Genomic DNA, 21,226 nt, shown 5'->3' with positions numbered 1-21,226 from the left:
TTCCGTTTGTGGTAGAGCCACCATCTCCCACAAAACGTTTCTCTGACAACTCAATTATTTTCTTAAAACACATTTACCCATTGACGGCCGCAAAGGCTACTGCACATTCGTCACAGTGATGACGGACTCCCCTTTTTCCGTGTAGGCGGTCGTATAGGTCAGCGCGCTCTCGTCGACGCTCGCATCGCCCTTTTTCTGCAGCCCCAGCAGCGACAGTCCCATCAGATAGCTTCCGACCATCAGCTGGCCCGATATCCCTTTGCTTTTGCTCGCTTTCTGCGCCTCTTCCATAATGGTCCCGAGGTCCTCTTTGAGGGTGACCGTCGTCGTTAGAACGGCGCTGCACTCGCGCCGGTTCCCTTCCAGCCCGCCGTCGACGACCTTGGTGAGTTCATAACGCCGTTCGATGAAGCCCTTGAGCACGCCGTCGTCATGTTTCAAGTACGCGACTACTTCCTCCGCGTCGCAATCAGGGGCCTTTTTGCTGCACGCCCCCAGGCCCAGTACCGCCGCCACTGCCAATCCTGCCGCCGTCACTTCTTTAATCATGCGCTCTCTCCTTCTGTTTCATACCTTCGCCTCACCGAATGGGGCGGACCATCACATAGTCATCCATGACAAAGCCGCCGCCGATCCCCTGGACCAGGGGGCCGGCATTCGTAAACCCCTCATGCTCGTAGAACGCGACGGAAGGGTTGTGGCGGTTGACGGTGAGCAGCAGCCGTTTGAATCCGCCCGCCTTCGCTTCCGCCGCGCAGTGCTCCAGCATCAGGCGCCCCCCGCCTTTTCCCCGCTTCGATTGAAGCACGTAGAGTTTGCTCACCTTGAGCGCATCGTCTTCGGGGACGGTGGCGCAGTACCCGACCGCCGTCTCGCCGTCATAAAGCAGCGTGTAGCGGTACCCGTCTTGCATCTGCATACTGATGGCATCGGCGGACTGCAAGGAGCGCAGCATATAAGCCACCTGCTCCGCCCCGATGATCGGCGTATAGAACTCCCGCCAGATCGTCTCGGCCAGGGAAGCGCAGAGCGCCGCCTGCTCCGGCGTGGTCACAGGAACGATGCGCATCAACTCAGGGCTTCTCGATGGTGACGGAAACAACGCCGCCCAGCGGCACATTGCCGCGCTTGACGAGATCGACGCGGTAGTAGGAGACGTAGGTTTCATCCGTGCTCGTCGCCGCTTTTTCGATCTTCCAGCCGCTGCTCCCCTCGACCGTAACCTTCGCCCCGTCCAGGATCGCACGGTCCGCCGCGTCGATGTAGAGTACCAGCCTCCCCCCGCCGTGGTCCTCGACCTTCATCAGCTTCGTGCCCGGGGCAACGTATTCGCCCTGGCGCACATAGAGAGTCTTCAGGTACTGCCCGCGGAGCGCAATGCGCTTTTTGGCGATCGTATCCTCCAGCTGGGCAATGACGCTCTGCAGGTCTTCCGCCTGCATCTTCAGCGCAAGCAGCTCCGTCTTGTACTGGTCCTTCGTAAAGCGGTTCTGGCTCGCAAGATCCTTGATACTGTCGTACTGCGCCTGCTTGACGGCGATCTGTTCCTGCAGCAGCTGCAGTTTCCGGCGGTCGTTTGCCAGCTGGATATCGTCAAGCGCATGGTCGATCTCGATCACGACCTTGTTGAGGGTCTTGAGCTCGTCGCGCTGGTCGAGCTTGACGATGCGCCCCGAAACCTCCGTGCTCACCGTGTGCGCGTCATAGGGCTCCACTTTCGCCTTGTAACTTCCCGCTACCAGCGGCAGCGCCGCCAGCAGTATCATTAAACTTTTTCTCATCATTTTCTCCTCTCAAATAGTAGCATGTCTCTGCTCCGATGCCTGTGATGTCGTGGTGGGTCCGATGCCGTTGATGACGGCGTAGAGCGTCGGCACGTACAGCAGGTTCAGCACCGTGCCCCACAGCAGGCCGAAACCAATGGAAACGGCAATAGGCTGCAGGATCACCGCCTGCCCGGTCGCATAAAAGATCAGCGTAAAGAGGCCGAGGAAGGTCGTGATGGAAGTAATCAGAATCGGCCGCAGGCGCATCTTCGCCCTTTCGTAGAACGCGCGCGTATCGTGGGTGCCGTGCAGGAAATCGAGCATGATGATCCCGTCGTTGATAACGACCCCTGCCAGTCCGAGCAGCCCGATGACCCCCGGCATGGTGAGGTTCATCCCCATCAGCTTGTGGCCCACCAGCGCCCCGAGAATGGAGAGGGGGATCACCGACATGACAATAAGCGCGTACTTGATCTTAGGGAAGACGAACAGCAGGGTGATCAACATCAAGAAGAGGGCGACGACGACGGCACGCTTCATATCCGATGCCAACTGATCGTTGCGCTCCTGCTCCCCGAACAGCTCCGCCTTCACCCCCGTTTTGCGCACCGCGTCCAGTACCGGGGCGATCTGCTGCAGCACCTGCGACGGGGTCGTAACCCGCTTGTTGACCTTCGCAAATACCGTCTTCACCACCGTGCCGTCGCGTTTTTCGATCTGGTTAAAGTCCCGGCGGCTCTCAAAGGCGACAATATCGCCGAGGTTGACGTAGGTGCCGTCGGAGAGCGGGTACTGGAACCGCTCCAGCGTGCTCAGGCGGTCTTTTTCCAGGGCGCGGGTCTTGATCTCCATGACCCCGCTCTCGTTGAAAGTCATCGCCCTGCGGTTGTCGAGAAAATAGGCCGAAAGTGTCCGGGCCACTTCCGCTTCGCTCAGCCCCAGCCGCTCGCCGTAGTCGTTGACGCGCAGCCGGATCTCCCGCATCCCCGGTTCGAGGTTGTTGCTGACGGAAACGACCCCATTGACCTTCTCCAGCGCCGACTGCACCTGCTCCATCGCCGCGACCGTCTTCGCTTCGTCCGCCCCGGAGAAGTTGACCTGGACATCGATACGCACGACGCCGGCCCGCTGTTCCCGGACGCCCAGCTCCTCGAAGACATACTGCTGCCGCAGCGGCGTGACCAACGCCTCGAGATCGTCAACGAGTTCATAGGTGTGTTTTGTCCGCCGTTTTTCGGGATCGTCATAATTGAAAGAGAAGTTCAGCAGCGGTGCAAGGTAGCGGTCGAAAACGTTGTCCGGCACCATGTCGTAGAGCTCCATCGTCACCAAAAACACATGCTCCCCGGTTTCCGCGTCCCCGGCCATGGAGACCCGCGAACCCGTGACCGTCGAGACCGATTTGAGCGCGAACCGCTCCCCTTCCGCCAGAATGCGCCGCTCGATGACCCGGGCGATCTCCGCCGTCTCCTCGATCGGGGTATTGATGTCGAGTTTCCCCGTCACATACAGGAACGAGCCGTCATGCTCCGGGAAGAACTGAAAGTTCATGCTCTTGACCGTAAAAAAGGTCAGCAGCGGCACCGTGATCAGGAAGAGAGCGAGTACGCTCTTTTTGTACCGGATCAGCCCGTGCAGGATCGTTTCATAGCCGTTCTGGATGCGCGTCCAGTCGACCATATTTTTCTGCTTCCTGAGCACCTCCTCGGCATGCAGCGGCAGAAAGAGGAAGCTCTCGATCAGCGAGCCCATCAAGATCATAATGACCATGATGGGGATGAGGATGATGAACTTGGAGATCTCCCCACTGAGCATAAAGAGCGGCAAAAAGGCGACGACGGTCGTCACCGTCGCCAGGGAGACCGGCAGGATCATCTCCCGCAGTCCCGTCATCACGGCGGCGTGCCGTTCCATCCCCTCGTTGAGGTGACGCTGGATGTTCTCGGAGACGACGATGGCGTCGTCGACGACGATCCCGATGACGATGAGCGCACCGAGCAGCGAGACGATGTTGATGGAGTAGCCCAGCACATAGATAAAGACGATGCCGATCGCGAAGGAGAAGGGGATCCCCATGGCCACGATGGAAGCGATGCGGACATTGATCAGCAGCGCCATGGAGAGGAAAACGAGAATCAGCCCGAACATCAGGTTCGACAATACGGTCTCCAGACGGCTCTGCACCGGCTTGGAGGTGTCGTGGTAGAAGTCGAAATGGATCTGCGGATAGTCGCCTTGAAGGCTCTTTGCAAAATGTACCAGCTCCCGGGAGAGGGCGATGGCGTTGCCGTTGTCCCCCTTGGAGAGATTGAGCGTAATGTTGGGGCGGCCGTTGAAGGTCGAGATCGTCGTGTCCTGGGGGTGTTCGATCACGATGCGGGCGATCTCCCCCAGACGGACGTATTTGCCCCCGACGCCGAGCATCGTCGTCTCCCACGCCGCGACATCGGGCTTGCCGTGGACGGTGGAGAGGAAGACGAAGTCCCCTTTCTGTTCGATGTTCCCGATGGGATAGATATACGAAAGATTAGCGATCGCCGACGTCACGGCGCTGCGGCTGAGCCCGAGGGCTTCGATCGCTTTCGAGTCGAGTCGGACGGAGACCTCTTCGTCCGAATCCCCGTACATCACCACTTCGCTGATGTTCGGATAGCGGGCGAAACGGGTCTTGATCTCCTTGGCCGCCTCGACCAGCTCTCCGTGCGTCAGCGTATCGCTGGAGAGCGAAAGGGAGACGAGGGGGCGGTTGTGCACCGCCAGCGTCGCCACCGGTTCGACCATGTCCGACGGAAGGTACTGCCGGCTTTTGGCAATGGCGTCTTTGGCCTTGTTGAGCGCGTCGTTTTCATTCGCCCCCTCCTGCAGCGTCAGGACGATCGCGAAGCTACCGGGTTTGATGACGGTTTCGATCTTGTCGATGCCGTCGATACTGCCGAGCGCATCCTCGATATCGCGCACGGCCATTTTGTCGAGGTTATCCGCGCTACTCCCCGCGTACCCGCCGCTGATTGTCACCCGGTCCAGGGTCACCAGCGGGAAGAGCTCTTTGGGGATAGAGACGTAGGCGTTGACGCCCATAAAAAGCACGAAGAGCAACAGCACGTAGTTGAGCCGTTTGTTGCGGATAAAATACTCGATGATTTTCAGCATACGCGATTATATCGCCGCCGTTTGCCGCTGGTCAAGCATTTTCGGTTATAATTTTCGAAAATTAACTTTATTGCGTAAGGAGCCCCTTATGAAAGTAGCCGTTCCCGTCAAAGACGATACCCTGCAGTTTTTCGGCAATGCCGGACATACACCCTTTTTTGCCGTCTACACCGTCAAGGGTGCGGGCATGTTCCGCGCCTTCGAACTCGAAGGGCTGCGGGCCAACCCCCGCACCGACCTCGACCATGAGCATGCCGACGAGGAGCACCAGTGCGACCACGACCACGACGACGAAGATCACATCAAAGAGCACTTCAAAATGGGCGCGGCGCTCGAAGACTGCGACTTTGTCGTCGTCAGCCGCGCCTGCAAGAACACGGCGGCGGCCATGGCCGAGTACGGCGTGCATATCCGCAAATACGCCGGTGATCCCGCCAAGGCCGAAGCCGTCCTGCGCAGCGTCTCTGCCCAGCTCGCCTAAGGGGCACTACACTCTCACCGCCCGAAGCCGGATATCTCCGGCTTTCAAATGCCCGCCGTACTCTGCGTTGACGTAGAAACCTGAAAAAAGATTAATTTTTTTTATCCAATGGAAAATGCAGGGGCAACATTGCGTCCAAAGCGCTATGATGCCTATAGCTGTATCCGGTTTTTTTCACGAACCCTCCTGTTTTTGAAACTCCTTTTTACTCCCGGATACAGTGTTTTTCCTTCTTTGTCGCACCCTCCGGGTGCACATTTCAACTACGCTTTTATTTCACAATGCGATTTCGGCGTCTCCCAGAATTCGACGGAGTTCACCCTGATGCCCAGCGGCGCCATCTTTTTCTGTACGATCTTAAGCATCCACGCCGTCAGCTGTTCGCTGGTGGGAACGAAATCGACAATGACCATCCCCTCGTATTTTTCGCGTATCGCCCCGATCTCGCCGTCGACGACTTCCAGCCGCGGCGTCCAGTACCCTTCATCGTGCAGGAAAAAGCGGGCGTCGTCCATTTTGCCGTCCGCGCAGTAATGCGACATCATATCGGGAAAGAGCGGGTCGTTGCGGTCGATGATGAACTTGTGGTCCAGGGTCGCGTCGAGCCACTGCTTGAACCAGTTGAGGTGTTTGAAATCGGTCACCATCCCGTTTTGCAGCGTCTCCGCGGCGAGAAAGATCTTGATCCGCCCCTGGTGCCCGTGCAGGTGGCGGCACATCAGGCAGTCGTCGAGGCTATACTCCGTCTCGAGGCTCTGCGACCAGACCCGGTGGCCGTAACAAAAGTCGAACTGTTTATCGATAATCCACGTCATGCCGCCCGCCTCACTGGAACTTCAGCGGGATGAGGCTGCGGTCTTTTTCGAACGCGCCCGTCACGTAGGTCGTCGAGGTCGAGGCGTTGATGTCGCACGCGCCCCGGAACGCCGTGCAGCCGTGTTTGAGATTGAAGAGGCCCACGTAAACGGAATCCGTCTCGAAGACCTGCATGATCTTGTTGCCGATGTAGCGCGTCAGATCCTCCTGCAGCCAGCCGCGGCGCGCGCACCAGTTGACGAAACGGTTGATCTTGCTGATACCGCCGAGCTTTTCGCGCGGAATGTAGCCGACGACGACCACGGAGCCCGTGTCCGCCTGGTCCTGCCCGAAACGGATAAAGTGGTGGCTGCAGACGGCATCGAGCTGCGTCGTGACAAAGACGGGCTCGTGCGTCTGCGCATTGTTGGGGAAGGTCGCCATACGCGGCTCGGGGTTCCAGCGGCCGCTCATCAGCTCGCGCTCGTCCTCGGGCACGGCCCCGGTATACATCTTCGCGATGCGCCCCGCCGTTCCGATGTTACCGCAGGCGCTGTCTTCCATGACGTTGGGATCTTCGCGGTCGATTTTAAGCGCGTCGAGCACCTGCCCCATGTAAAACATCGCATAGAGGCGCATGACATAGTGCCCCTCCTCAGAAAGGCGCTGGCCGGTTTCATGGATATTTTCGTTGACGCGGAACGCCTTGACGGCTCGGTACTCCTCCACGGCGCTCGCGAGTGCTGTTTCATCCTCGTGGCCGAAGTGGCAGAAAAACCGTTCGCGGATAAATGCGTCAAGCTCCTCTTGTGTCGGGACCATCGCTTCTCCTCTGGAATAATGGGGGCATTGTAGTAGCCAAACGCCAACATGTCTAGCGCTTTTGAAACGCTGGCATCAATTTAAGCTTTGCTTTATATGATTGTAACATGCCATTCAAGATTACCCGCTTTGAGACGATCCCCCTGGAAGCGCCGGCGTTCGTACGCCCCGTCCGCATCCTCTATACGCAAAACGGCCGCGAGCTGAGCTGGGAGGCCGTCAAGAGCCACGACAGCGTCGCCGTCCTGCTCTACCATACCGAACGTGAGGCCTTCCTCCTCGTCAAACAGTTCCGCCCCCCGGTGCACATGAACCACCCTGAACACTTGTTCACATACGAGCTTTGCGCGGGGATCGTCGACAAAAAGGCCCCTCTGCTCCAGATCGCCAAGGAGGAGATCGACGAGGAGTGCGGCTACGACGTCCCTCTGGAAAAGATCGAGAAGATCACCTCCTTCTTCACCAACGTCGGCATCTCCGGCGGGCAGCAGCACCTCTACTTTGCCGAAATCGACGAGGCAATGCGCGCCCACGACGGCGGCGGCATCCACACCGAGGAGATCGTGCTCGAGTGGGTCCCGCTCACGGAGGCTAACGCCTTTGTTTTTGATGAAAACAGGGCGAAAACCCCGGGGCTGATGTTCGCGTTTTACTGGTTTTTCGCGAAGTAGAAGTTACTGTAGGACGCCGAAGCGCGTGAGCGTCTCGGTCAACTCTTTCGTTTCCGAAGGCCCGATATGCCTGTAGACGATCTTCCCGCTGCCGCCGAGGATCACCTGGGTCGGCATCATGCGGACATCATATTGCACCGCCACCTGCCGTTCCCGCCGGATGTCGATAAAGTAGATGGCGCTGCGCGGATGCTGTTTTTTGATTCTGTACAGCGTGCGCGCCATATCTTCACAGCTTCGGCACGACGTCGAACCCAGTTCAAGCAGCACCGGCTGGCCCCGGCCGATCTTCGGAGCGGCCAGGTTATACGGCGTTACATGCAGCATGGATACCTGCGACGTTTTTTCCTGGCCGCAGCCGCCCAGCAGCAGTGCAGAACCAATCAAGAACATTCGAAACATATCACCCCTTTTAAAAGACAAGATAAGCCTGGTAGGCCAGGTGGACCGCGATGGCGGCAAGCAGCAGGATGAAAAGAGCATTGATCCCGTTTGCAATTCTCGCCAGCAACGGGCTCGACACCATCTTCTGGGCGAATCCCAGGGAAATCCCCGCGGCCAGCAGCAATAGACCGTGCCCCAGCGCAAAGAGCAGCACCAGGGCATAAGAGTAGGCCCAGCCGCTCTGTTCCGCCACGGCGATGATGGCCACCAGCGGCGCCGAAGCGCACGGCGTGCTGACGAGGCCGAATATCATGCCGATGAGCAGCGCGCCCGCCAGTTTGAACTTCAGCAGCCGGCCGGCAATAAGCGCCTTGTCGATCTGCCCCAGCCACCCCATAGCATAGGCGGTAACCAGGAAAGTTGCCATCGCGGCAAGTGCGTAGGCCCAGAAGGGCGCGACGCTGAGCAGCGTCCCGGCCTTGGCCACCGTCAGCATGAGCAGGGAAAAACTGATAACGAGTCCGGTGACAAAAAGCAGGGAGTAGTAGAGCGCAAAGCGCTGTTTCTGTCTTGGGGTCATCTCCGCGGACAGACCGAGCACGCTGCCGATGAGCAGCGGCAGCGTGATGATGGAACAGGGCGCCAGTGAGGTCAATACCCCGATGCCGAAGGAGGCAACAAGGGCGATAAAACCGTAGTGGCCGACCAGTTCGGCCAGGCTCTGTTCAAGCATCATTCGGCAGGATCAGAAATCGTCGTCGTCGCTGAAGAAGGCGTCCTCTTCCGCCTGATCTTTGGCCGCCTCCAACGCATCGAGCTCCGCCTGGCTCATCATCAGCATTTTCATCTTTTTGACAAAGATGGTCCGGTCGGGCAGCTTGGTGAAATAGGCGTAGGTGCCGTACCCCATGACCAGCACGGTAGCGACGAGGATGAGCTTCTGCGCCGGCGAGAAGGTCTGGATGGGCTCTTTATAATTCATCTCACAGACGCCGCCCGGGCAGTATTTCGGATCTTTGCGTTTGATCCAGGCGTAGATCTTACACCCCAGGCAGATGGAGAAGGCCGCTTCAAAAAAGAGCAGCGCCATACAGATCAGACACACCAGTACTTTGAGCGGGTTGGGCTGGAAATCGATGACCAGGTAGTAGAACATCGGCCAGGCCAGCAGAAAGCCCAGGATCCAGGCAAAACGCTTCTGGGCGGCCCCGACGTACTCGGGTTTCTGGTTCCGGACGAAAAAACGCCCCAGCATCAAGCTCGGCGCATAGCGAGGCTGGATGATACGCAGCGTAAAATCGACGGCGAAGAAAGTCACGAAGTATTTGGAAAAGACCGCCGTGCCCAGCATCACCCCGTTCGTCAACCCCAGGAAGGCGCCGACAAACAGAATCGCCGCCGCCGCGCGCGCCTCTCTCTCATTGAGCATGCCCACCTCGTACCCGGGCACCTTTTCACCGTAGGCGAAGAAGCTTTTAAAATCCACGCTGTTTCTCCATATAAATATAGAGGCATCATGACCGGACGCCTCTTTAATGATGGGAACTATAGCACACTAAGGGTAATAAATCAATATATCTTGATATTTATAAATTGATTGGCTACAATGCTGCTATCCAAATGGCGAAAGGAAACAGCATGAAACGTCTCCACATCCATATCTCCGTCGACGATCTCGACAAAAGCCGGGCGTTCTATACCGCCCTGTTCGGCACGGAACCGACGAAGGAAAAAGCGGATTACCTGCAGTGGCTCATCGACGATCCGGCTATCAACTTCGCGATCTCCACGGGCAAGAGCAAGCGCGGCCTCAACCACCTGGGGCTGCAGTTCGACAGCGACGAAGCCGTCGCCGAGACCGAGGCCCGCCTCGTCGCCGCGGGCATTGCGGGCGAGAAACAGAGCGGCGCGCAGTGCTGCTACGCCGCGTCGAACAAGTACTGGGTCCAGGACCCCCAGGAGGTCATCTGGGAAAACTACCACACGATGGAGCAGATCGAGGTGTTCGGCGGCGACGCCTTTACCGGCGGGGTGGGCTGCTGCCAGCCGACCTTCTCCGAAAACGGAAAATGGTCGACGGCCGGGGGCTGCTGAGCATGGATGTCTTCCTCAAAAGCGTCGCGGCCCTCAACGACGAGACGCGGGTGCTGATCCTGCGTTTCCTCGACGAGCACGGGCCGCTCTGCGTCTGCGACCTGCAAAGCTCACTGGAGATGATCCAGTCGCGCCTCTCGCGCCATCTCAAGATCCTCAAAGAGGCGGGTTTCCTGAAGGTCGAGCGCAAAGGGACCTGGGCCTACTATGCCATCCGTTTTCCCCTGGACCGCTTCCGCAGCGAAGCGCTCGAGGAGATCCGGCACCTCGGCATCGACCTGCCGAAACTCCACAAACTCTCCGAAACCGATCAAGGGTGTAAACTATGAGCAAAAAGAAAGTACTGATCCTCTGCACCGGCAACAGCTGCCGCTCCATTATGGCCGAAGCGCTGATCAACGCCAAGCTCGGCGACTGCGTCGAGGCGTTCAGCTCCGGCGTCAAGGCCAGCGGGAAAGTCAACCCCAACGCCCAGGCCCTGCTTGAATCCAAAGGGTATTGGAAAGAGGCGTACCACTCCAAGGTGATCGAAACGGTTCTGAACAACGCCTTCGACCTCGTCGTCACCGTTTGCGATAACGCCAAGGAGACCTGCCCGATGTTCCCCAAGGCGGTCAAGACGATCCACGTCGGCTTCGAAGACCCCTCGGGCAAAGCCGAAGCGGAGTACGCCAAAACCCTCGACCTGATCGAGCGGGAGCTCCTGCCCGTCATCAAAGCGGAGCTCTGCTAGATGTGGCATGACCTCAGCCGCACCTTCGTCTACGAGACGCTCCACCTCCAGGGGCGGCTCGCCGACGCGCTTCACTTTTTCCTCTACGATACGGTCAAGATCTGGTTCCTGCTGATCACCATCATCTTTGCCGTCTCGTTCCTGCGCACCTGGATGAACACCGAGATGGTGCGGGCCTACCTCGCCGGGAAAAAAGAGTTCACGGGCAATATCCTGGCCGCCCTCTTCGGGATCATCACCCCCTTTTGCACCTGTTCGGCCATTCCCCTTTTCCTGGGATTTCTGCAGGCGCGCATCCCCGTCGGCGTCACCTTCAGCTTTCTCATTTCGGCCCCGCTGAACAACGAGATCGCCATCGCCATGCTCTTCGGGCTCTTCGGCTGGAAGATCACCGCACTGTACATCGGCTTCGGGCTGGCCGTGGCGATCATCGGCGGCTGGCTGATCGGCCGGACGAAAGCGGAGCAGTACGTGCTGCTGGACGTGCCGGTGATGCAGGGCGACCTCCATGTGGCGGCGACGTCCTTGAACCTCGCCCAGCGCGCCGGCGACGCCTGGAAAGCGACCCTGGAGATCTTTAAAAAGATCTACCTCTGGGTCATGGCCGGCGTCGGTGTCGGCGCATGGTTCCACGGCTTTGTCCCGGCGGAGTTTATCGCCGACTACGCCGGCGGCGACGCCTGGTACGCCGTGCCCGTCGCGGCAGTGATGGGCATCCCGATGTATGCCTCGGCCGCCGGCGTCATGCCGCTGGTGGAGGTCCTGACGGAGAAGGGAATGCTGCTGGGTACCGCGCTGTCGTTCATGATGGCGGTGACGGCGCTGAGCCTGCCCGAAGCGATCATCCTCAAACAGATCCTGCACACCAGGCTCATCGCCACCTTCTTCGCCATTATCGGTGTCGGGATCATCGGCGTCGGCTATCTGTTCAACATCATCTTGTAAGGAGTCACTATGGAAAGACGAAACTTTTTAGGCATGGGTGCGGTCATGGCAGGGGCGGCCATCTTCCCGGCCGCATCGCACGCCGCAACCGCGGAGAAAAAACCCGAGGGGGCCGTAACGCTCTATTATGAGCTGCGCGTCCCGATGCCCGAGAAGAAAAGGGTGCTCAACAATATCGACGGACTCGCCTCCTTCCTGAAAGGGGAAAAGGGCTTTTTGAGCTTCTCGTTCAAACAGATGACGGGGGAGTCGACCATGGTGCGCAACTACCCCGCCCACCTCAAAGGGGTGCTCGACCGCGGCTATGCCGACGGCAACGGCCATCCCACCTCCCCGAAACTCCCGCTTTTCTATACGCTCTTCATCCGTTTCGACTCCTACGATGCGCTGATCGCCTCCCAGGTACAGGCGTGGTTTGCCGAGCAGATCGTCCCGTCGCTCTTTGCCTACAAACCGACGACGCCTCCGACAAAGACGCCGATCAAGCTTGCGTATTACGAAGGGATCTACACGACCGTTGCCGCAGGGGACCGCCAAAAGCTCTATACGACCCCCGATGAGATCAGGACCTTCCTGCAACACCAGTCCGACGAAGTGAAAAACCGCTACGTCACCGTTGAAAACCATGTCATGATCAAGGATGCCAACCGGGAAGCCTTCAATCAAAAAGTCGCGCGTTTGCTGGGCACGGCGCAGCAAACCTTCCGGCCCGACGTTCACGATGCGGCATATGATGACCGGTATCCGAACGGCCAGGCCGGTACGGCGCAGAACAGCTATTACCGCAAAGCGGTGACGACCGAAATCCTTCAAAACGCGTTTGCCGACGGCGATACCCGCAGCTATATCATGCATGGCGTCTGGGAGAACATGTACGACCATGAAAATTCGCACCTCGACCCGCGCTTCCTCGCCGCAGCCGGCCCCGTAGGCGCCTACGTCGTTTCCGGCCCGGTCGAGCCGTTCTACGATACGATCAAACAGAGTCACTAAAGGAGAAACATCATGAAAATCGAAATTCTGGGCACAGGCTGTGCCAAGTGCAACGAGCTCGAAGCAAAAGTCAAGCAGGCGGTCGCCAAAAGCGGCAAATTCCTGCAGGTAGAGAAGGTCAGCGACCTGCAGAAGATCATGGCCTACGGGGTCATGAGCACCCCGGGGCTGGTCATCGACGGCGAGGTGAAGTCGACGGGCCGTGTGCCGAGCGTCGACGAGATCCTGGCCATGATCGCCTAGCGCGACCGGTCAGACCACGGAACAATCTTCACGTCCCTGCCTCGCGCCGCCGAACAGGGACGACCCTCAACACCAAAGCAGCTGCTTCCTCCATCCCTTCACGCCATCTGCCCAGCCCAGCCGACGTTTGGAAAAATTTTTCGAATAATTGTAATAAATTGTTGTAATTGTGATACAATGGCTTAGGAAACTTTTAATGCTATAAAATAGTTATCACAAATAGAAATGCTTAAAGGTTTCTGCTTTCCCGGGGCCGACACTCCGGGCCATACCGAACCAAGGAGGAGGAAGAGTATGAACCATCGCTTGAAGCAGTTAGGATGCCTTTTGGCTGTCAGTATGCTTGTCGGAGGGTGTGCCGCATCCAAGAATGCGGAGCCTGCGCCGGCACCGGCCGCTAAGCAGCAGCCTGTAGCGGAGGCCGCGGCACCGGCGGCAGCCAAAGCGGAAGCTGCAGCCCCCGCACCGAAACCTGCCGCACCGAAGCCGGTTGCAAAGGCAAAACCAGCTGCGGCTAAGAATGCAGCGGCAGAGGATAAACCCTGCGACCTCTACAATGTCGAGGTTTCCATGGATGACACCAGTCTCGACGTCGGCAAGAACGTCAGTCTCTACGTCCACGTCAAAGCCAACGGCTTCCCGCTGACCGGGCATGAGGCACACGGGGTAACCGTCACCTTCAGCGGTCTCGATTTTGCGGCGAATCCGCCGGCGGTCGAGTGTCTGCGGGTGCACCCCAACGGTTCGGACATCATCTACAACGTGACGGCGGCCAACGCCGGCACCTACGATGTCGTTGCGAACGTCGCCTTCTACCCTACCCGCCACTGCGAAGCTTCACGCGTTACGAAACAGTCGAACGCACTGACCGTTAACGTCAAATAAAAGCGTACCGGCGATGGCAGAGCTCTGCTGTGCCGGTCCACAGTCATAAGCCTTCATTATTCCAGCAGTCGCACGGATTATTCATATTACTTCTTTATCACCTTTTCTGCAAAGCGCAAAAATTTTCTAAAATATTGCAATAAAATGTTATCACTGTGATATAATAATGACCTTTGGAAACCTTTAAAATATGCATATAAATATGTATAAAGAAAGAATTCGAAGGTTTCTGGTGGGCCAGGGAGGTGAGAGGACCGGGCCCAATTTCATCAAAGAAAAGGAAGAATATGATTCAAAAGTATGTGCGGTATGTCGGATCCCTTCTGGCCGTCAGTCTGCTCTTTAGCGGATGTCTGAAAAATGCGGAGCCAGCGGCGCAGAATGTGGGGGAACCGGAAGTTCTCGGCATTGTCAATGAACCCAATTCACCGGAAGTCGAACCGGTCCCGCTTCCGATGGCGCCGAAACCCGCCCCGGAAAAACCGAAGGCTGTCGCCAAGGCCAAGCCGGCACCTGTCGCCGAACCCGAGCCGGTCTCCATGCCGACGCTTGCCGCTGCGGCCCCCGTTGCCGACAGTCCTTTTGAAAAATATACGGTGGAGCTTGTTCCGGACAGAGAGAAAGTCGCCGTCGGCGAACCGATCAGCCTGCGCGTTATTGTCAAAGCAAAAGATTTTCCGCTCTCAGGGAGCGATGCCCACGGCGTCCAGGTCACGTTCAGCGGTCTCGGATTCGCTACGGATGCGCCCTCTGTCGAGTGTTTGCGTGCCCACCCGAACGGCTCGGAAGTGATCTATAACATCACAGCAAGAAACACCGGGACCTATCGCGTCGCCGCGAACGTTTCGGTCTACCCGACACGCGAGTGCCACATCTCAAGCGCCCACAAAACCTCCGCACCGATCGTCGTCAGCGTCAAATGACGCCGCGGCGCCTCCGGCGTCGGTCCCCCATTTTCCCTACGAACACCCAATTGAATCGACCACACTGTTTTGCCGCGTTTCAGACACCGCAGTAACGGTTCGCCGCCTCCGAAGAGGAAGGCAAGCGTGATCAGACCTCGAGCACAACCTCGGGGTAGTCAGCGGAACGGGTACCCGGAATAGGCTTGGTAGAAGCGCCCTTGACCGTATAGACGAAAGCGATCTTGGGTTCGTCGGTCTGGTTGTCGTAGGCGTGGTGCAGTGTCCGGCAGTGAAACAGGATAACGTCGCCCGCATGCAGGTCATAATGCACCTTCTTGGCAATAAGGGCGTCGTTTTCCGGCAGCCCCGTCAGAAAGCTGGTATCGGTATCGAACTGTTCCGGTCGGTATTCAAGTTTGTGGCTGCCGTCAATAAACTCCAGCACCCCGTTCTCCATCCGCTCATCACCCAGTGCCAGCCAGACGCTGACGAGGTTGTCGTTTTCAAAGTGCCAGTAGCGGCGGTCCTGGTGCCAGCGGCTCTCCGTACTCTTCGAGGGCATCTTCGTCATGATGGAGTTATGGTGCGCCAGGGTCAGGACCGGGGTGTCGTGGAGCACCTGCGCCAGCATCGGGCGGATCTCTTTGTCTGTCATCCAGTCGCGGAAAATCTCGCGGCGGTCATAGACCTGGCGCAGGCGGCGCAGGGTCGAGTTGTTCGAACCCGTATACTCCCCTTCCGTCTCAATCGGCGGTGTCCGCGCCTCGATCTCCTCTTTGGCTGCCGCCAGGATCGCCTCGCAGCGCGCCTTGTCGGCAAAGCCGCGCAGCAGGATGTACCCGTCGCGCTCAAACTGCGCCAGCTGCGCATCACTCAGTTTCATTTACTCTCTCCCACCAACTGGTATCGGTCCACCGTCTCGTCGTCGAGGTCGATCAGACCCCGTGCGCGCAGGTCGGCAAAAACGTCCGCGTCGCAAACGACGTCACCGGGCCACTCGCGTGTAAAACCGTCCATCGGGTCCTTGTTGGTCCCGTCGACACCGATCATCTCCTCCAGCCAGACATCGCGCTGCGCGTCGATGTTGTTCGTCACCCGCCACACAAGCATGTAGGGGTTGTTCACGTCGTTCTGGCGCGTGTCGACGAACACGGCGATCGCAATGTGTCCGCTAAGCGGCTTCAGCGCCTCGAAGAGTTCGCGCGCCGGGCGCTTCTTCTCGTACTGGATCACCGTCACCGGGTTCGCGCTCTGCGTCATGTACTGCTTCAGCGCGACGACATCGCTGTCGATCGTTTTCACTTTCTTCAGCAGCGCGGCGTCATCGAGCAGGTCGATGGTGCGTTCCACGACACTGCCCGTTGCGTCGATGCCGAGCTTGCCGCCGATAAGGGGCCTGCTCGCGGAGTGGTCGAGGGCGTCGACGATCCCCGTCGTGATCGTCACGGCCTCCGGGCTGAGGCGGTCGAGGATATGCTTCGTGAGCGCTTCGTAATCCCCCAGCTCCGGGGCCGATTCGTCGACGAAGAGGGCGTGCTTGACGAAGCTCATCTGCCCCACGCCCCAGAGCGCATGCATGATCTGCAGGCTGTGGCCCGGGTACTGCGGGGCGATCTTGCAGAGAATAAGGTTGTGAAACACCCCGTTCTCCGGCATCTTGTAGTCTTTGAGATCCGGCGCCTGCGTCTGCAACAGCGGCAGGAAGATCCGCTCCGTCGGAAGCCCCATATATTTGTCCTCGAGCGGTGGCTTGCCGACGACGGTCGCGTAGAACACCGGGTCGTTTTTCGCGGTGATGCGGCTCACTTCGAGCACCGGGTAGGGCTCTTTGAGCGTGTAGTAGCCGGTATGGTCGCCAAACATCCCTTCGATCTCCGTCACCTCCGGGTCGACCCACCCCTCGATGACGATATCCGCATCTTCGGGAACGTGGATCGGGTTCGTTTTGCATTTGACGAGACGAGCAGGCTTGTTGCGCACGAAGCCGTAGAGCATCAGCTCGAAGATACCGTGGGGCAGCGGGGCCGTCCCGCACCAGGTGTAGAGCGGGTCGCCGCCGATGGCGACGGAGACGGGCATCTTGCGGCCGGCTTTTTTATACTGGTGGAAAAGGTGGTTTGAGTCCTTGTGGATCTGCCAGTGCATCCCCAGGCGTTTGTCGTCGTAGACCTGCAGGCGGTACATGCCGACGTTGTGGATCTCGCCGTCGAGGCTCTGCGTGTAGACCTGTCCCATCGTGATGAACTTGCCGCCGTCCTCGGACCAGGTTTTGAGGATCGGCAGCTCGCTGAGCGATGCGATCTCCCGCGCCTGGCACTCCCCGGCGGATTTCAGGCGCTTGGGGAAGACGTTGCGGAGGTCAAAGAGGAACTTGAAGGTCTCCAGCTTGTCCGAGAGCGATTTGGGCGGCTTCAGCTTCAGCGCTTTCTGCACCTTCGCCGCGATGGCGTCCGGCGTCGTGCCGAAAATCGTCTCGACGACGGCGTCATTGGCAAAAATGTTCATCACGACAGGCATATCGTAGGTTTTGCCGAGCGCCTTGTCAACGGGGTGGGTGAACACGAGAATCTTCGGCGCGGCCTTCTTGATCTCCGCATAGGCGATATGGGGGATCTCGAGGTTGACGTCGAGGGGTTCGTCGATGGTCCTGATCCAGGGGGAGAGGGTCTCAATAATCTTCATAATTCCGTATTGTATCCCAGAGCAACTCTAAAAAACCTACATGAGAACAGGGGATGCACCTTGAAAGCAGTATGACTAATTGAAATAATTAATATTACGATCCCACCCTCTGCGCTATAATTCCGCAAAAAACGGAGCAATCTATGAACGTTATCAAGATCCGCAAATTCTGCCGCCCCTTCCGTATCGCCCTGGGCGCCGCCCTTATCGGCTACGGTGCCTACAGCGGCAACCCCTGGTTCTACCTCGGCGTCATCCCCTTTATCGCCGGTATCATGAACTTCTGTCCGCTGTGCAAAGTCACCGGGCAGTGCAACATCATCTAAATCCCGATGTTGCCGGGGGACGGTGATCCGTTCCCCTCTCCTTCACCCCTCCGCAGAACCCGCACCCCTTTTCAGAAACGTTTTGACATAAAGCACCGCCGCCGTGATGAAAGAGACCCCGGAAATGACCAGGAAGAGCCCCTGGATCCCGGCATAGGTGATCAGCGGCTGGAAGAAGATGGGGGAGAAGAACTGTCCCAGGAAGAAGCTCATCGTCAGCATCCCCACCGCGCGGCCGCGGCGGTGCGGCGGCACCAGCGAGAGCAGCCAGGCGTTGATGTTGACCATCACGAGTCCGAACCCCACCCCCATGAAAGCCGAAGCGAAAAAGAGCTGATGCGGGGAGCTCACCTGTGACATGATCAGCAGGCCGGTCCCGAAAAAGAGGTAGATGAAGACGAAGATCTGTGCGTAGTTGAACCGCGCGCGGATCCGCGCATACTGCCGCGCCGTGAGCGCGTTGATGAGCAGGGCGAAGGCAACAAAGTGGCCGATGCTGCTGGGGGTGCCGTGCAGCTCGTCGATGACAAGGTAGGGCATCTGCGTGGGCAGCATGTAAAACAGCAGCATCGAGAAAAAAGCGCTGAGATAGACCGGGAGCAGCTTCGGCGAAACCGCCGCCGCTTCGTCGCCGTGCGTATGGATCCGCTGCGGCTCGTACAGTGATGAGACCAGCAGCGGCACGAAAAGCAGCGGCAGCAGGTAGATGGCAAAAGGGTAGTTCCAGCCCAGCTGGGCCAGGTAGCCCCCGGAGATGATGAAGACGATCCCGCCCAGCCCGACGGCCATTCCCTGCATCGACATGAAACGGTGCCGCCCCTTCTCGTCAAAATAGTCGCCGATCAGGGCCGTGGAGGCGGTCATGAGCAGCGCAACGGAAAAGCCCAGCAGGGCGCGCCCGGCGAGGATCGCTTTGAAATCCTGCAGGTAGAAGCCGGAGCTGCCGCCGATAATAAAAAGCACGATGCCGAGGTAGAGGGGGCGCAGGCGCCCGAAGCGGTCGACGATCATCCCGGCGAAGGGGGCAACGGCGGCAATGACAAGGGAGGGGATCGTCAGCAGCAGCTTCGAGAGAAACTCGATGTGGGGGACGGCCCCGAAGTGGTGGCTGATCAGCGGCAGGGCCGCGACGATGGCGATCCCGGACATGACGCCCATCGTTGCCAGCAGCAGCAAAGAGAGTCTGACATTGCGGGCGACGGAATCATACATAAGCGGCCTTTTCGTGGAGCGCATTATACGCCAGGAAGGGCAACCCGCCCATAAGCGCGGCGAATTTTTCACCGGAGGGGACGGGGCGACAGTGCCGCCGCGGACGCCCGCCTCCCCGCGTTCATCTGAATCCGCTATTATTCTATAATTCATTTCACAACACCCAAAGGGAAAAGAATGCACCCACCGCTCACCCAGAAGCAGGCTATTGTCGCATCGCTGCGCCAGCTCTTCGCTTTTTACCTGCTTTTCATTGCCATCTTCTTTAGCGGACGGGCCCTTTTGTTCGCGCTCTATTACGACCGCATCGCCGATGCCGGGGTCAGCCAGTGGTTCAGCTTCCTGCTCGGCCTGCAGATGGATACGATCGTCGCCTGTATCATCCTCGCGCTGCCCGTCCTTCTGCTCTTTACGGCGCCCCGGGTCCTCGGCGGCCCCGTCCGCACCTTCATCCGGGTCTATCTGCTCGTTTTTCTGCTGGCGGCCCTCTTTATCGAAAATGCGACCTTCCCCTTCTTCGCCGAATTCGACGTCCGCCCCAACGACATCTTTCTGAACTACCTCGATTACCCCAAAGAGGTGTTCGGCAACATCTGGGCGACCTACAAGCTCAAGCTGCTCGTCGCCGCCATCATGATGTCCGTGGCGGGGTACCTCTTCTGGACCCTGACGCGCAAGACATTTGAGGTCGTCTTCGAGATCAAGTGGCCCATCCGACTCCTGCTGCTGCTGCCGCTGGTCGCCGTGCTCTTCATCGGCATCCGCTCCTCCTTCAGCCACCGCGCGGCCAATATCTCCCTCGCGGTCTATACCGATTCGCACGTCGTGAACGAGATCACGAAGAACAGCCTCTACAGCATCGGCTACGCCTACTATTCGCAGAAGAAGCACGGCGTCGTCATGAGCAAATACGGCAAGATGCCGCTGAAAGAGGCCTATGAACGGGTCTCCCGCCAGCTGCGCATCCCCGTCGGCGACATGGAGGACCCCTTCCGGCGGACCCAACCGACCCACTTCCCCTCCGCCAAGCCGAAAAACCTTGTCATCTTCCTGCAGGAGAGCCTGGGCGCGCAGTTCGTCGGCGCCCTCGGCGGCGAGAAAGGGGTCACGCCCAACATCGACCGCCTCGCCGGCGAGTCCATCTTCTTCGACCATCTCTACAGCAACGGCACCCGCAGCGTGCGGGGGATCGCCGGCAGCGTCTCCGGTTTCCTCCCCGTGCCGGGCAAAGGGGTCGTCAAACGCAACAAGTCCCAGGAGGATTTCTTTACCGTCGCCTCCCTGCTCAAACCCTACGGCTACCGCAGCAGCTTCATCTACGGCGGGGCCAGCAACTTCGACAATATGCGCGGCTGGTTCTACGGCAACAGTTTTGATGTCCTGATCGATCAGCCCGAGTTCAAGAACCCCGCCTTCACAGGCATCTGGGGCGTCTGCGACGAGGACCTCGTCGTCCGGGCCAACGAAGAGTTCGCCAAGTGGCACGCCGAGGGCAAACCCTTCGTCTCCGTGCTCTTCAGTACGACCAACCACACCCCCTTCGAATTCCCGGGCGGGCGCATCGACCTGATCCCCGGCAAACCGAAGAACAGCGTCGAGAACGCCATCAAGTTCGCCGACTACGCCATCGGGAAGCTCATCGACGACGCCAAGCGCGAAGGGTACTACGACGATACCGTCTTCATGATCCTCGCCGACCACAACGTCCGTACCTACGGCGATGACCTCATCCCCGTCCCCAAATACCGCATCATGGGGATGATCCTCGGCGGCGGCATCAAACCCCAGCGCGTCGCCAAGCGCTCTACCCAGCCTGACGTCCTGGCCACGGCCCTCGACGCCGTCGGACTCGACCTAACCTACCCCATCCTCGGCAAATCGCTCTTCGAAGACCCCGAAAAAGAGATGGTGCTGATGCAGTTCCACGACATGTACGCCCTGCGCAACGGCGACAAACTCGCCGTCGTCCAGCCCGACACCCCGGCGTTGACGTTCGACCTCTCCGCAGAGGACCACCTGACCCCCGCGGCGCACAACCCGGAACTCGAACGCGACACGACGGCCTTTATCCATGTCATCAATGACCTCTACCAGCACAAGCGCTTCAAAGCCGAACCCGGCGAGGCGCAGTAACATCCC

Annotated in this window: 24 protein-coding genes; 12 read left to right on the top strand and 12 right to left on the bottom strand. The window is 58.8% G+C overall.

All coding sequences use genetic code 11. The annotated features are described in order from the left end of the window. Window positions 1–96: 96 nt before the first annotated feature. The 4 genes from LOH54_RS00510 to LOH54_RS00495 are packed head-to-tail and all read right to left on the bottom strand — an operon-like array spanning window position 97 to window position 4,916. Window positions 97–549, bottom strand: a complete 453-nt coding sequence (locus LOH54_RS00510; RefSeq protein WP_231019636.1) for a hypothetical protein — start codon at window positions 547–549, stop codon at window positions 97–99. 31 nt (window positions 550–580) lie between these two features. Continuing rightward, complete coding sequence (locus LOH54_RS00505; RefSeq protein WP_231019635.1) at window positions 581–1,069, bottom strand: GNAT family N-acetyltransferase; 489 nt, start codon at window positions 1,067–1,069, stop codon at window positions 581–583. Window positions 1,070–1,073: 4 nt separating this feature from the next. Continuing rightward, the gene (locus LOH54_RS00500) at window positions 1,074–1,781 is read right to left on the bottom strand and encodes an efflux RND transporter periplasmic adaptor subunit (RefSeq protein ID WP_231019634.1); all 708 of its coding nucleotides are present in this window, start codon (window positions 1,779–1,781) and stop codon (window positions 1,074–1,076) included. Window positions 1,782–1,793: 12 nt separating this feature from the next. Beyond that, window positions 1,794–4,916 (bottom strand): efflux RND transporter permease subunit, encoded by a 3,123-nt coding sequence (locus LOH54_RS00495; protein WP_231019633.1) that lies wholly within the window; start codon window positions 4,914–4,916, stop codon window positions 1,794–1,796. Between the two features lie 88 nt (window positions 4,917–5,004). On the opposite strand from LOH54_RS00495, the gene LOH54_RS00490 reads away from it, so the two are divergent. Next, a complete protein-coding gene (locus LOH54_RS00490; RefSeq protein ID WP_231019632.1) occupies window positions 5,005–5,397 on the top strand; it encodes a NifB/NifX family molybdenum-iron cluster-binding protein in 393 nt (130 codons plus the stop codon). Window positions 5,398–5,660: 263 nt separating this feature from the next. Here LOH54_RS00490 and LOH54_RS00485 read toward each other — a convergent pair whose 3' ends face one another. After that, window positions 5,661–6,212 carry a 6-carboxytetrahydropterin synthase gene (locus LOH54_RS00485; protein ID WP_231019631.1) on the bottom strand — a complete coding sequence of 184 codons (552 nt, stop codon included), beginning with the start codon at window positions 6,210–6,212 and terminating at the stop codon, window positions 5,661–5,663. A gap of 10 nt (window positions 6,213–6,222) precedes the next feature. Then, on the bottom strand, window positions 6,223–7,014 hold the full coding sequence (locus tag LOH54_RS00480) for a GTP cyclohydrolase I (protein ID WP_231019630.1): 792 nt from the start codon (window positions 7,012–7,014) through the stop codon (window positions 6,223–6,225). A gap of 107 nt (window positions 7,015–7,121) precedes the next feature. On the opposite strand from LOH54_RS00480, the gene LOH54_RS00475 reads away from it, so the two are divergent. Further along, complete coding sequence (locus LOH54_RS00475) at window positions 7,122–7,685, top strand: NUDIX domain-containing protein (RefSeq protein ID WP_231019629.1); 564 nt, start codon at window positions 7,122–7,124, stop codon at window positions 7,683–7,685. A gap of 3 nt (window positions 7,686–7,688) precedes the next feature. Here LOH54_RS00475 and LOH54_RS00470 read toward each other — a convergent pair whose 3' ends face one another. Genes LOH54_RS00470 through LOH54_RS00460 form a run of 3 tightly spaced genes read right to left on the bottom strand, consistent with a single transcriptional unit; the run spans window position 7,689 to window position 9,555 of the window. Further along, window positions 7,689–8,087: a thioredoxin family protein gene (locus LOH54_RS00470; protein WP_231019628.1), complete on the bottom strand. Its 399-nt coding sequence runs from the start codon at window positions 8,085–8,087 to the stop codon at window positions 7,689–7,691. 10 nt (window positions 8,088–8,097) lie between these two features. Beyond that, window positions 8,098–8,805, bottom strand: coding sequence for a cytochrome c biogenesis CcdA family protein (locus LOH54_RS00465; RefSeq protein ID WP_231019627.1), 708 nt, complete (start codon window positions 8,803–8,805; stop codon window positions 8,098–8,100). A gap of 9 nt (window positions 8,806–8,814) precedes the next feature. After that, complete coding sequence (locus LOH54_RS00460; protein ID WP_231019626.1) at window positions 8,815–9,555, bottom strand: DUF4395 domain-containing protein; 741 nt, start codon at window positions 9,553–9,555, stop codon at window positions 8,815–8,817. Between the two features lie 152 nt (window positions 9,556–9,707). On the opposite strand from LOH54_RS00460, the gene LOH54_RS00455 reads away from it, so the two are divergent. The 8 genes from LOH54_RS00455 (at window position 9,708) to LOH54_RS00420 (ending at window position 14,885) form a co-directional block, all read left to right on the top strand. Beyond that, a complete protein-coding gene (locus LOH54_RS00455) occupies window positions 9,708–10,163 on the top strand; it encodes an ArsI/CadI family heavy metal resistance metalloenzyme (protein WP_231019625.1) in 456 nt (151 codons plus the stop codon). Between the two features lie 2 nt (window positions 10,164–10,165). Then, window positions 10,166–10,492 (top strand): ArsR/SmtB family transcription factor, encoded by a 327-nt coding sequence (locus tag LOH54_RS00450; RefSeq protein WP_231021248.1) that lies wholly within the window; start codon window positions 10,166–10,168, stop codon window positions 10,490–10,492. Continuing rightward, window positions 10,489–10,896, top strand: coding sequence for an arsenate reductase ArsC (locus LOH54_RS00445; RefSeq protein WP_231019624.1), 408 nt, complete (start codon window positions 10,489–10,491; stop codon window positions 10,894–10,896). Before LOH54_RS00450 ends, LOH54_RS00445 begins: the two co-directional genes overlap by 4 nt. Continuing rightward, window positions 10,897–11,841, top strand: a complete 945-nt coding sequence (locus tag LOH54_RS00440) for a permease (RefSeq protein WP_231019622.1) — start codon at window positions 10,897–10,899, stop codon at window positions 11,839–11,841. Window positions 11,842–11,850: 9 nt separating this feature from the next. Further along, window positions 11,851–12,834: a hypothetical protein gene (locus LOH54_RS00435; RefSeq protein WP_231019621.1), complete on the top strand. Its 984-nt coding sequence runs from the start codon at window positions 11,851–11,853 to the stop codon at window positions 12,832–12,834. 12 nt (window positions 12,835–12,846) lie between these two features. Next, window positions 12,847–13,077, top strand: a complete 231-nt coding sequence (locus tag LOH54_RS00430; protein WP_231019620.1) for a thioredoxin family protein — start codon at window positions 12,847–12,849, stop codon at window positions 13,075–13,077. Window positions 13,078–13,404: 327 nt separating this feature from the next. Then, a complete protein-coding gene (locus tag LOH54_RS00425; RefSeq protein WP_231019619.1) occupies window positions 13,405–13,962 on the top strand; it encodes a hypothetical protein in 558 nt (185 codons plus the stop codon). Between the two features lie 287 nt (window positions 13,963–14,249). Beyond that, window positions 14,250–14,885 carry a hypothetical protein gene (locus LOH54_RS00420; RefSeq protein WP_231019618.1) on the top strand — a complete coding sequence of 212 codons (636 nt, stop codon included), beginning with the start codon at window positions 14,250–14,252 and terminating at the stop codon, window positions 14,883–14,885. Between the two features lie 130 nt (window positions 14,886–15,015). Here LOH54_RS00420 and LOH54_RS00415 read toward each other — a convergent pair whose 3' ends face one another. Next, complete coding sequence (locus LOH54_RS00415; protein ID WP_231019617.1) at window positions 15,016–15,750, bottom strand: phytanoyl-CoA dioxygenase family protein; 735 nt, start codon at window positions 15,748–15,750, stop codon at window positions 15,016–15,018. Next, window positions 15,747–17,549: a menaquinone biosynthesis decarboxylase gene (locus LOH54_RS00410; protein ID WP_231019616.1), complete on the bottom strand. Its 1,803-nt coding sequence runs from the start codon at window positions 17,547–17,549 to the stop codon at window positions 15,747–15,749. Before LOH54_RS00410 ends, LOH54_RS00415 begins: the two co-directional genes overlap by 4 nt. Window positions 17,550–17,692: 143 nt before the next feature. On the opposite strand from LOH54_RS00410, the gene LOH54_RS00405 reads away from it, so the two are divergent. Beyond that, window positions 17,693–17,875, top strand: coding sequence for a YgaP family membrane protein (locus LOH54_RS00405; RefSeq protein WP_231019615.1), 183 nt, complete (start codon window positions 17,693–17,695; stop codon window positions 17,873–17,875). Window positions 17,876–17,917: 42 nt separating this feature from the next. Here LOH54_RS00405 and LOH54_RS00400 read toward each other — a convergent pair whose 3' ends face one another. Further along, the gene (locus LOH54_RS00400; protein WP_231019614.1) at window positions 17,918–19,087 is read right to left on the bottom strand and encodes an MFS transporter; all 1,170 of its coding nucleotides are present in this window, start codon (window positions 19,085–19,087) and stop codon (window positions 17,918–17,920) included. Window positions 19,088–19,264: 177 nt separating this feature from the next. Here LOH54_RS00400 and LOH54_RS00395 point away from each other — a divergent pair, with 177 nt between their 5' ends. Beyond that, the gene (locus tag LOH54_RS00395; RefSeq protein ID WP_231019613.1) at window positions 19,265–21,220 is read left to right on the top strand and encodes an LTA synthase family protein; all 1,956 of its coding nucleotides are present in this window, start codon (window positions 19,265–19,267) and stop codon (window positions 21,218–21,220) included. The last annotated feature ends 6 nt before the right edge of the window (window positions 21,221–21,226 follow it).

Source organism: Sulfurimonas sp. HSL-3221 (genome assembly GCF_021044585.1).
In the GTDB taxonomy this organism is placed as follows: domain Bacteria; phylum Campylobacterota; class Campylobacteria; order Campylobacterales; family Sulfurimonadaceae; genus Thiomicrolovo; species Thiomicrolovo sulfuroxydans.
This window is presented reverse-complemented; position numbering and strand designations above follow the sequence as displayed.